This is a genomic window from Mesobacillus sp. MER 48 (assembly GCF_023714225.1).
Classification (GTDB): domain Bacteria; phylum Bacillota; class Bacilli; order Bacillales; family Cytobacillaceae; genus Mesobacillus; species Mesobacillus oceanisediminis_A.
Genome location: NZ_JAMAUR010000004.1, coordinates 375,749 through 387,122, shown reverse-complemented (window position 1 = coordinate 387,122; position 11,374 = coordinate 375,749). Strand labels below are relative to the sequence as shown.

The window sequence follows — 11,374 nt, the reverse complement described above, 5'->3', positions numbered from 1 at the left end:
ATGTATTAGGCACGCCGCCAGCGTTCGTCCTGAGCCAGGATCAAACTCTCCAAGAAAGAGTTATGAGTTAGCTCATAAGTTAAAACGTTGGCTCATGTCTTCTATTAATAGAAGCATGATAATTTATCGTTTGTTGACGCTTGTTTGTTTAGTTTTCAAAGAGCAAGTTAGTTAGCATGCCGCCCAGAAGCGACTTTACTAATATACCATCAGGCATTTTTCCTGTCAACACTTTCTTCTAAAAATGTTTTTCAGTGAAAAATACTTTTAAGTTGTAAACCGTCTGCCGCGAAAATGTTTTTGCTGTGTTCCGCAGCGACGGTTATTAATATACCAAGTATTTTTTGAATGGTCAATAGGTTTTTTCGTTTTTTCAGGATAACTTTTCAGCAACCTTATAATATCTGTGATAAATACCCTGTCCTTTCGTTTCTACGTTTACTACTTCAATGATTTTCTTATCAATCAAATACTCTACAAGGATTCCCAGGTCAACAGAATACGGTAAAAGTTCTGGATGGGACATCAGGTCACTGAATGCCCAATACTCTTCACCTTCCATCACTTCCACTAAATGCTGGCTCCCTACTTTTGTCCTTTTGTGGATCAGGAATTCGCTTGCCAGGAACAAGAGCTCAAGCCTTTTTTCTATTGTTTCTTCACTGCAAATTAACTCTTCGTATAACTTATAGATTTCTGGCTCGATCTGCTTCACTTGATGCCAGACGGTCACTTCGGGATGAAAGCCATTCTCTATCACTGCAAGTCTTGCAAGATGATGCAATGAATGCACAACATAATTGTAGGCATCCAAATAGTTAAAGTTATCAAATAGCATCTTGCCATCTGAGTACCTTCTGATCAACTTGGCAAACTCAATTCCCATTTTTATTTTGCGTCCGAAAAACGGAAATTCTTTAAGTTCATGTTTTAAATCAGCGATTTTTTCATTTCGATCAAAAATTATCTTCCCATTGTAAAGCCAATCAAAAATCTTTTTATTGCTGCCAGTTAGGAGCCAATCATTGATCTGCTTTTCGGTTACAATATGCATGGCGGCTTTTTTATCCTGATAGGAATAATGTTTAACAAACACAGGTTCTTTATTTTCTTTCACTATAATAAGCAAGATGACATCAAATGTATCGGTCGCAGCGAGCGCTTTATGTCTCTTCTCCACCGCTACCACTCCTACGGTGTTAGGGTGGCTTGCACGTTCTTGATAAATCGAACGAAGGATATCCTCCATAATAAACTCCTCCATTTGTTTGTTAGCATATATGTTCGACAATTATATAAAATCTCCTGCATTTCATCTAGACAATTTTCGACATCGGTGTTTACTTTTTATGATTATCTTGCCGGAAATAGTATGATATAGTTAGATTTTAGGGAGGGAAACTTCAATGGGTAAATATTCAAGTAAAATAAATAAAATCCGCACCTTTGCGTTGAGTCTTATCTTCATTGGCTTCATCGTTATGTATGCGGGTATCTTCTTCCGCAGCTCATTTGTGGTCATGACAATTTTTATGATCCTTGGATTGCTGTTTATTATTGCCAGCACGGTTGTCTATTTTTGGATTGGACTGTTATCGACAAAGACAGTTCAGGTAGTTTGCCCTAATTGCGGGAAACAAACGAAAATGCTTGGCAGGGTGGATATTTGCATGTATTGCAACGAACCGTTAACTCTAGATGCCTCTCTGGAAGGCAAGGAGTTCGATGAACAATACAATCGAAAAAAATAAAAAGAGAACTCGGTTTTTCGCCGAGTTCTTTTTTTATCCCACAATGCTTACATATGAAGCAGCAGAATCATGTACGCAGACAAAAAAAGAAAACTGATAGCTTATGCCATCAGCCGTAAGTATTAATGGACTTCCTTTGCGGAACATTCCGGACAAGTTCCGTATATTTCCATTCTATGGTGCCCAACATTAAAACCTGTTACATGGGAAGCTAAATGCTCTACTTCGTCAAGGCCAGGGTAATGGAAGTCAACGATTTTCCCGCATTGATCACAGATGACGTGATAATGATGGGAAGTAACAAAGTCAAAACGACTGGAGGCATCCCCATATGTCAGTTCTTTGACCAATCCAACTTCACGGAATACTCTCAAATTGTTATAAACCGTCGCTACACTCATATTTGGAAATTTACCTTCAAGCGCTTTATAAATCTCGTCTGCTGTAGGGTGCGACATTGAGTTTATTAAATATTCGAGTATCGCATGACGTTGCGGAGTAATACGGACTCCTGTATCCTTCAAGGTATCCAGGGCTTCTTTTAACTGACTCTGTACCACCGCCATGCACCTCACTTTTTCAGATTATAATTCTTATTTTATAATGTTTATAATTAGTGTACTAATTTTATTCCTCTTTTGTCAATATTGCTACACCACAAACATTTACAACTCTCAACCTTGATGCAAGGTTTGTTCTTTTGCTCCCAGGTGCATATTCACATATCTTGCGGCGACAAACAGGAAGTCGGATAGTCGGTTTAAATAGGACAGGACAAGCGGGTTAACCTCATCTCCCAGCTCAACAGCCTGGCGTTCCGCTCTTCTGGCAACCGTCCTTGCTACATGAAGCGCGGCACCTGCCTGGTGTCCCCCGGGAAGAATGAAGTTCGTCAATTGCGGAAGCGCTGCATCCCAATCATCGATTTTCTTCTCTAGTTCTTCTATATCCTTTGCTTCAAGTACCCATTTTACTTCTTTGCCAGGAGGAGTGGCCAGTTCAGCACCGACATGGAACAAAACTGTCTGGATCTTATGGAAGATTTCCTGCATTTGTTCTTTATCGTTAAAATACTCTCCATTCAGGTAACTGAGTGCCAGGCCTATCATTGAATTTGTCTCATCACATGTCCCGTAAGCTTCAACACGCATATCATTTTTTGCTACCCTTGTTCCATAAATAAGAGAGGTTGTTCCTTTGTCCCCTGTCTTAGTATAGATTTTCATTAATCAGTACCCCCTGTCCATGTCGATAACATTGATAAACTCTGTGGTTTTATTAAGATATGTATGAAGATTTTGTTTGAAAATTTCAAAGGACCTTGGCAAATAATTTTTGGTCAAGCTTGAAATATGAGGAGTTACGGTTACATTGTCCATTGTCCAGAATGGATGACTTTCCGTCAAAGGTTCTTCATAGAAAACATCCAGATAAGCATGCGCGATCTTATTTTCCTGAAGTGCGGCCAATAACACCTCATCTTGGACCAAGTCACCACGGCCAATATTGATAAACACAGCTGTGTCTTTCATTAAGACAAAATCGTTCAAGTCGAGGAAATGCTTCGTTTCTTGCGTACTTGGCAATACCGAAACAATGAAATCCGCTTTAGGCAAAGCTTCCCTGAAGTTTTCCATCGTATAAATTTCGTCTGCCCAGTCAGCTTCACGGCCGCTCCGGTTCACACCAATCGTATGCATATTAAATGCTTTTGCCAAACGGGCCACTTCTCCCCCAATTGCCCCTATACCTAGAATGAGCAATGTCTTGCCGTACAATTCTCCCATTGGCAATTTACGTTCCCAAGTTTTACTTTGTTCATTTGACCATAATGACTTCATTTGTTTGACATGCTGCAGCATCATGCCGATGGTAAACTCGGCCATCGGGATTTTGTGAATCCCCCGCACATTTGTAACAAGGATTCCGCGTTTTTTACACGCTTCAAATGGCATTTTATCCAGACCGGCAGACATGACCATAATCCATTTGAGCTTGTCTGCTTTGCCAATCAGCTCTTCCGTCAAATCTTCACCATAGGTAAGGAATATCTCTGCATCCAAAAATATATCTTCCTTGATTCCTTTATGGAATTCGAAGCTCACCTGAGGGAATTCCTTTTTCACCTCTTCCTGCAATCGTTCAGCCGGAAGAATCGAGGAGTAAATATTCATTTTTACCCAACCCTTCGTTCTAGTTTCGTACTATTAATTGTATTAATTTTCACTTAATTAAACAACTTCCAAGCCTGAAAAATGAAAAGCCACCGCTACATGTCGAAGAGCGGGAATTCGAACCCTGTTTTCCCCATAAAAAAAGGCGGGCTATTTAAGCCCGCTAAAGTGTTTGAGGAGGTATGCCCTAATACAATGATATTCACTTACAGCTGAAATGAATGGACAGTAGCCTGTATTGATAAAAATAGGCGGAAAAATTATCCCTTTAGATGATATTTTTTTGCGATAGCTTCACGATAGAAATCAAGCGATGGCTCTTCATTGAGGTTTGACAGCATTCCCTGGATTACCGGGATTCGGGGTGCATCTCTTTCGATTTCACTCTCTAGGACATCCAGTGTGATTAGCAAGTCATCTCTGTTTTGAAGATCAGCAACTGCTTCTTTCATTTTAATGATGACCTTTTTAATGTCCTGGCCATTTGTCAGGAAGTATGCCTTTGTCTTTTTTATCAACTCATCGACTTTTTCTTTTGTTGCCAGCGGCTCCTCTCCCTGCAGTCCATCAACCAATGAATCCACTCTTCTTAGAATGTATCCCACTAATTCATCAATCTTGAATCCTTCAGGGTTGAATAGAAGCAACTTTATATAAGAATTAAAAAATCCCTCGAGCATTAGCGCCATATCCCATAGATGCGCTTCAGCCCTTTTACCGTAGATTGCCCGCAGGCTGGCTTGATAAAACATTTGTGCTTCGTAATACTTGCGGATCATCAATTCCTTTACCTCTTCATTCAAGGGAATTGCCTGTTCTCTGGATTGCATGATGATGAATTCCTTATGCTCGATCATGGTATTGAATAATGCTGTCAACTGCAAAGCAAACTTTTCCCTGGGCGGCAGATTATCATTTTCAAACCCTTCAAGTTTCTTCTGGATATAATCAAAATAATATTCAAGAATTGCGATCAATAAAGCTTCTTTGGATTTGAAATAAAGATAAAAAGCCCCCTTGGAAATTCCGCTTTCCGTGACGATTTCCTGGATTGAGGTGGAAGCGAACCCTTTCGTCGCATAAAGCTTAATCGCTGCTTCGATGATTGCTTTTTCTTTTTCCTTCACCTTTATTGCCTCCCCAATATAACATCGATTGACTGACTGGTCATGGTAATAATTATACCCTATTATAACTTATAACCGGCATCAAAACAGCAATAAAGACAGCCGTTTCTGGCTGTCTCCATGTTTACAGGTTTTCTTTAATGAATTCAAGCGCCTCTTCCACATGGCCCTTTACTTTAACTTTTCTCCATTCTTTGGCAAGATTGCCGTCCTTATCAATGATGAAGGTAGACCTTTCGATGCCCATGTATTCTTTGCCAAAGTTTTTCTTCAGCTGCCAGACCCCATAATCCTCAGCTGCTTTATGGTCTTCATCCGCAAGAAGAAGGAAAGGCAATCCATGCTTTTCAATGAATTTTTCATGCCGGTTAATCGGATCCGGGCTCACCCCAAGAATGACAGCATTCAAACCCTCGAAGCTTTCATGATGATCCCGGAAATCACATGCTTCAGTTGTGCAGCCCGGTGTCATATCTTTCGGGTAAAAATAAAGCACCACATTCTTCCCTGCAAAATCGGAAAGTTTTACAGTTTCTCCATTGCTTGCCGCCAGCTTAAACGCCGGTGCTTTTTCACCTATAGCCAATGCCATTATGTATCCCTCCAAAATTTGATGTATTATCATTAGCCTATCTAATTTCGGGTTGGAATACAAATCAAAGGAACACTTCAGGACCGTTTTTGATCAAACATGGCTCTTGTTACAAACGCTGCAGGAATCGTATAACCAATCAGCGCCTCCAAAACAGCGATCGCCCTCCCGACCCCGACTGGAGCAATATCCCCATATCCTACAGAAAACAGGGTGATGGCACTGAAGTACATACTGGTTGACATCCTTTCATACGACGAAGTGCTTGGCCGCATGCTCTCATCGGATAGGACCCAGATTCCCTTCAAATCAAGCAAATAATACAATAATCCAAAACCAGCCATCACCGTCCCATAAATCAGCGCAAGTGTGACAAAATTTTCTAACGAGACCTGCTTGCCTTTAATTTTATGAGGAATGAATAATGTTCGCAAACTCAAAAATATCGCTAAAACAATCAAAAAAATTGAAATGTAAAATTGCATTTTCAAGCCTCATTTCATGCCTCTCTCCCTTCACTATACGCTGGCGAAAATAGGAGTATGACAGCAAGTACACTCTGATGAGATCCATGCTTCTGACTATTTTCGGCATTTCAAGTCAGGACCTGTCTGAAATAATAAAAAAGACCGCAGCAAGGTTAATGCTGCAGTACTGTCTTTAAGGAATGAGACCCTTATGGAGCTGCTTTGGACTTTATAAGGGTATCTTTCTCCTGGAATAGTACCCTTATAGAGCTGATTTGTGCCTCATAAGGGGATCTTTCTCCCGTAATAGTACCCTTAGGGAGCTGCTTTGTGCCTCATAAGGATATCTTTCTCCTGGAATAGTACCCTTATGGAGCTGCTTTGTGCCTCATAAGGGTATCTTTCTCCTGGAATGGTACCCTTAGGGAGCTGCTTCGGACTTCATAAGGGTATCTTTCTCCTGGAATGGTACCCTTATGGAGCTGGGTTAGGCCTCATAAGGGTAACTTTATCCTATAATGATACCCTTATAGAGCTGCTTCGGACTTCATAAGGGTATCTTTCTCCTGGAATGGTACCCTTATGGAGCAGTTTTGGGATTCATAAGGGTATCTTTCTCCTATAATAGTACCCTTTTGGAGCTGGTTTGGACTTTATAAGGGTATCTTTCTCCTGTAATAGTACCCTTATGGAGCTGGTTAGGGCTTCATAAGGGCATCTTTCTCCTGGAATGGTACCCTTATGGAGCTGATTTGTGCCTCATAAGGGGATCTTTCTCCCGTAATAGTACCCTTATGGAGCTGATTTGGACTTCATAAGGGCACCTTTCTCCTATAATTGTACCCTTATGGGGCTGTTTAGGGCCTCATAAGGGTATCTTTATCCTGTAATAGTACCCTTATAGAGCTGCTTTGTGCCCAATAAGGGTATCTTTTTCCAGTAATAGTACCCTTATGGAGCTGCTTTGTGCCTCATAAGGGCACCTTCCTCAATCAGCAGTACCCATATCAAGCTGTTTTGGACTCTAAAAGGGCATCTTTCCCCAGCAACGATTCCCTCATGGTGCTGGAACAATTAAAGTCAATTCCCAGCACCACGGTATATTTTTACGCCTTCATTCCAAATGAACACTGACAGGCTGAAAAAGGCAAGCCCGATTACTGGTGTCAAAAATGAATAACCATACCACTCATCTCGTCCGAGGAAATAGGCAGCGGGATAGACTCCGACGAAGGCGAATGGCAAAATCCATGTCAGGACAAACCGGATTGCCTTGTTATAGATATCAACAGGATAGCGGCCGTAGTTCCCGATATTGTACATCATCGGCATGATGGATGTGCGGGCATCTGCCCAGAAGCTTATGCAGGCGATCATCACGAAAATGCCGGCATAAACAAGAACACCGCCCAGAACAAATAAAACAAATAAGAAGGGATCAGACCAGCTTACCTCAAGGCCAAGCCGGCTTCCGGCATAAAACATGACAGCCAGGCCAGTGATGGCCCCGAATAAGGATTCCAGTTCCATCCGTTCAAGGATGATCTGGAACAGGCTGTGGATCGGCCTCGTCAGGATCCGGTCAAGTTCCCCTTTTACTATATAACGTTCATTGAAATCCCAAATATTGAAGAAGGAAGAAAAAAGTGCGTAAGGCACAAGGAAAAACCCGTATATAAAGATGATTTCATCCCGGCTCCAGCCGTTCAGGAATTCGGTATGATCGAATACCACGAGGATAAATATCAGATTGACCGCCTGGAACAATAAATCCGAAAATATTTCAACGACCAGATCTGCCCGGTATTCGAGCCTTGTTTTCATATACTGGGCGACATACTGAAAAAACATGCTAACGTAAAACACTTGTCACCCTCCCTGTATAATCAATTGTTTTTTTGCTATGACCCAAAGAATCTGGGTTGGGATCACCAATATCAACACCCATGCAGCCTGAAGCATAAGACCTTCGACTGCCTCGCTCCCTGTGAAGCCATTCGTGAATATCATGCTAGGAATATAGCTGATTCCCTGAAAGGGAAGAAACCTCATAATTTCCTGGGCCCAGCCAGGAAAGAAGCTGATTGGCAGCAGCAATCCTGAAAACAGGTCGATGAGGACACGCTTGGCCCTAATCAGGCCAGTATTATTATATAAGAAGAAAGTAGTGATTCCCGTCAGCAGGTTCAATTGTGTGTTGATGAAAAAGCTTAGCACAATCGAAATTGCGAACAATCCCCAGGTCGCGGCGTCCGCTGAAAATTCCAATGGGAAAATCAACGCGACAATTACCATCCCAGGAACGGAAAAGAAGAACAATCTAAATATCCCTTCTCCCAGTCCCTGCATCGTTTTCATGCCGAGATAGCTGTATGGCCTGATCAATTCAACGGCTACCTTGCCTTCCTTGATTTCCGTCGCCATTTCCCGATCGATATTATTGAAATAAAACGCCCTTGCCATCCAGGCAACCGCCACATAAGTCGTCATTTGCACAGCACTCAAGCCTTCTATTTCACTCTTTCCTCCATAAATCGCATTCCAAAGAAAGTAGTAAGCTCCGATATTGATACTGTAAATCAAGATTCCCGTATAATAATTCGTCCTGTACGCCAGCATCATCAAAAAACGGATGCGGATCATTTCAAGATATTTATCCATTGATCGCCATCCCTTTATCATAGATATTGCGGATGATCTCTTCAGTGGATGGCTCATTTATTTTTACATCCCTGACCTTATAGGCAGCGACCGTCAGTGCAATCACCTGGGACACAGTTTCCTCATCATCCCCAGTCATCGCGGTAAAGACCTGACTCTTCTCATCCAGTTCCCACTTTATACCCAGATTGGCTGTCAACGACTCGAGATGGTTAATGTCAGCAGGTTCAAGGAACTCAAAACTGATTTCCTTTCCTTCTCCCCATTTCTCCTTCAGACTTTTCAGGGCGCCATCATAGATAATATTCCCTTCATCAAGCATGATGACCCGCTCGCACAGTGCCTCGATATCAGTCAAATCGTGCGTTGTCAACAGAATCGTCGTATTGTACTTCTCATTTATTTCTTTTAAAAACTCTCTTATTTTCAGCTTAACGAGCACATCCAAACCAATAGTCGGCTCATCAAGGAAAAGCAACGGCGGGTTATGGATCAGCGCGGCGGCAAGTTCACAGCGCATCCTCTGCCCAAGCGAAAGCTTCCTTACTGGCTTATCGAGCAACGGTTCCAGATCAAGCGTTTTAATCACATGGTCCATATGCTCGTTATACTGAGCATCCGAAACTTTATATACTTTTTTCAACAGACGGAACGATTCCTGGACAGCGATATCCCACCAGAGCTGGGAACGCTGGCCAAACACAACACCAATCGTCTGGACGAACCTTTCCCTTTCTTTATGAGGATTCATGCCATTTACAATGACACTTCCTGAAGTCGGAGTCAGGATTCCGGTCAGCATTTTAATTGTCGTCGATTTCCCGGCGCCATTTTCACCGATGTAACCGACCATCTCTCCCTGTTTGACGGTAAAGTTGATATCGTTCACTGCAGGAACGATTTTATAATTACGTGTAAAAAGATCACGGAAGGCTCCCGATAATCCGGAACGGCTCGAATATGCCTTGAATTCCTTCCGCAGTCCATTCACTTCAATTGCGTTCATGTTGATTTCCTCCTTTGGTCACTCAAACAGTTTAGCCAATCCTCCTGGCTAAAACAAATGCTATGCCTGATTACCCTTTTCGTGGTCTCGGATAGTTCAATCAGAAAACATGTTGAATAACGAAGGAATTGCGAGTCTAAAACAAAGCTTCTTTTTCGTTGGAAATGAACGAAAAGTGAAACAATCGGTAAAAAATAAAATTAATGATAAAATAGTTAGGCAGTCATATTTAGGAGGTTTAATGATGCAAAGAACGAATTCTGAGCGAATACATAATGAAGCACTTGAACATATCGTCGGAGGCGTAAATAGCCCATCCCGTTCCTACAAGGCAGTCGGCGGCGGTGCCCCTGTTGTGATGGAACGGGCCCAGGGGGCATACTTCTGGGATGTGGACGGCAATCAATACATCGATTATCTGGCGGCATATGGCCCGATTATCACGGGGCATGCCCACCCGCATATTACCGAGGCAATCAAAAGAGCTGCCGAAACAGGGGTATTATATGGCACGCCAACTCCTCATGAGGTTAAATTCGCAAAAATGCTGAAGGAAGCAATGCCCGGGATGGATAAAGTGCGTTTTGTGAATTCAGGTACCGAAGCAGTCATGACGACAATCCGAGTAGCACGAGCATATACCGGGCGCGATAAAATCATCAAGTTTGCCGGCTGCTATCACGGCCACTCAGACCTGGTATTAGTTGCTGCAGGTTCTGGTCCATCCACTCTTGGGACGCCTGATTCAGCTGGTGTGCCTAAAAGCATTGCACAGGAAGTCATTACAGTGCCATTCAATGATATTGAACCTTTCAAGGAGGCACTTGAAAAATGGGGCGACCAAATCGCGGCAGTTTTAGTGGAGCCGATTGTCGGCAATTTTGGAATTGTCGAACCTAAACCTGGTTTCCTAGAGGAAGTGAAGGAGCTTACCCATCAGGCTGGATCGCTGATCATTTTTGATGAAGTCATCACCGCCTTCCGCTTTATGTACGGCGGAGCTCAGGACTTGCTGGGAATCACACCTGACCTTACAGCAATGGGCAAGATCATCGGCGGAGGCCTGCCAATCGGCGCTTACGGCGGCCGTGCTGAAATTATGGAAAAAGTCGCTCCACTTGGCCCTGCTTATCAAGCGGGCACGATGGCTGGCAACCCGGCTTCCATCCTTTCCGGCATTGCCTGCCTGGAAGTCCTGAAACAGGATGGTGTATATGATTACCTAGATCAGCTTGGCGCGATGCTCGAAGAAGGAATCACAGCTTCAGCAAGCAAGCACGGGATCCCGATTTCGACCAATCGTCTGAAAGGTGCGCTCACCATCTACTTTACAACTGAAAAGATCGAAAACTATGAGCAGGCAGAGAACACAGATGGCGAAATGTTTGCGCGTTTCTTCAACCTGATGCTTCAGCAGGGAATCAATCTAGCTCCTTCCAAATATGAAGCATGGTTCGTTACGATTGCTCATACACAGGAAGATATTGAAGCCACCCTGCATGCAGTTGACCAGGCATTTTATTCAATGGCGAATGAATAAATATACAACTTTCTATACATAACAGGCATCGATTGGATGCCTGTTATTTTTCATCC

At 42.7% G+C, this 11,374-nt stretch carries 12 protein-coding genes; 2 read left to right on the top strand and 10 right to left on the bottom strand.

Translation table 11 applies throughout. The features are described from left to right. Positions 1–373 precede the first annotated feature (373 nt). Positions 374–1,249, bottom strand: coding sequence for a nucleotidyltransferase-like protein (locus M3593_RS16675; RefSeq protein ID WP_251543755.1), 876 nt, complete (start codon positions 1,247–1,249; stop codon positions 374–376). Between the two features lie 157 nt (positions 1,250–1,406). Between M3593_RS16675 and M3593_RS16670 the strand changes: the two genes are divergently transcribed. Next, positions 1,407–1,751, top strand: a complete 345-nt coding sequence (locus M3593_RS16670; protein ID WP_144475016.1) for a YgzB family protein — start codon at positions 1,407–1,409, stop codon at positions 1,749–1,751. Between the two features lie 122 nt (positions 1,752–1,873). On the opposite strand, the gene perR is transcribed toward M3593_RS16670, so the two are convergent. The 9 genes from perR to M3593_RS16625 all read right to left on the bottom strand — a co-directional run bounded on the left by perR (position 1,874) and on the right by M3593_RS16625 (position 9,778). Continuing rightward, entirely contained in the window at positions 1,874–2,317 is a 444-nt protein-coding gene (perR, locus tag M3593_RS16665) for a peroxide-responsive transcriptional repressor PerR (protein ID WP_251543756.1), read from the bottom strand. A gap of 108 nt (positions 2,318–2,425) precedes the next feature. After that, complete coding sequence (locus M3593_RS16660) at positions 2,426–2,977, bottom strand: cob(I)yrinic acid a,c-diamide adenosyltransferase (RefSeq protein ID WP_251543758.1); 552 nt, start codon at positions 2,975–2,977, stop codon at positions 2,426–2,428. A gap of 3 nt (positions 2,978–2,980) precedes the next feature. Next, a complete protein-coding gene (locus tag M3593_RS16655; protein ID WP_251543760.1) occupies positions 2,981–3,925 on the bottom strand; it encodes a D-2-hydroxyacid dehydrogenase in 945 nt (314 codons plus the stop codon). Between the two features lie 260 nt (positions 3,926–4,185). Further along, positions 4,186–5,052: a TetR/AcrR family transcriptional regulator gene (locus M3593_RS16650; protein WP_251543762.1), complete on the bottom strand. Its 867-nt coding sequence runs from the start codon at positions 5,050–5,052 to the stop codon at positions 4,186–4,188. A 124-nt stretch (positions 5,053–5,176) separates the two neighbouring features. Next, complete coding sequence (gene bcp, locus M3593_RS16645) at positions 5,177–5,644, bottom strand: thioredoxin-dependent thiol peroxidase (RefSeq protein ID WP_251543764.1); 468 nt, start codon at positions 5,642–5,644, stop codon at positions 5,177–5,179. Positions 5,645–5,721: 77 nt separating this feature from the next. Next, positions 5,722–6,129 carry a potassium channel family protein gene (locus tag M3593_RS16640; RefSeq protein WP_251543766.1) on the bottom strand — a complete coding sequence of 136 codons (408 nt, stop codon included), beginning with the start codon at positions 6,127–6,129 and terminating at the stop codon, positions 5,722–5,724. 1,062 nt (positions 6,130–7,191) lie between these two features. Next, positions 7,192–7,977, bottom strand: coding sequence for an ABC transporter permease (locus tag M3593_RS16635; RefSeq protein WP_251543768.1), 786 nt, complete (start codon positions 7,975–7,977; stop codon positions 7,192–7,194). 3 nt (positions 7,978–7,980) lie between these two features. Then, complete coding sequence (locus tag M3593_RS16630; protein WP_251543770.1) at positions 7,981–8,772, bottom strand: ABC transporter permease; 792 nt, start codon at positions 8,770–8,772, stop codon at positions 7,981–7,983. Continuing rightward, on the bottom strand, positions 8,765–9,778 hold the full coding sequence (locus tag M3593_RS16625; protein ID WP_144475025.1) for an ABC transporter ATP-binding protein: 1,014 nt from the start codon (positions 9,776–9,778) through the stop codon (positions 8,765–8,767). Before M3593_RS16625 ends, M3593_RS16630 begins: the two co-directional genes overlap by 8 nt. A 244-nt stretch (positions 9,779–10,022) precedes the next feature. Between M3593_RS16625 and M3593_RS16620 the strand changes: the two genes are divergently transcribed. After that, positions 10,023–11,318: a glutamate-1-semialdehyde 2,1-aminomutase gene (locus tag M3593_RS16620; protein ID WP_144475522.1), complete on the top strand. Its 1,296-nt coding sequence runs from the start codon at positions 10,023–10,025 to the stop codon at positions 11,316–11,318. Positions 11,319–11,374: the final 56 nt, after the last annotated feature.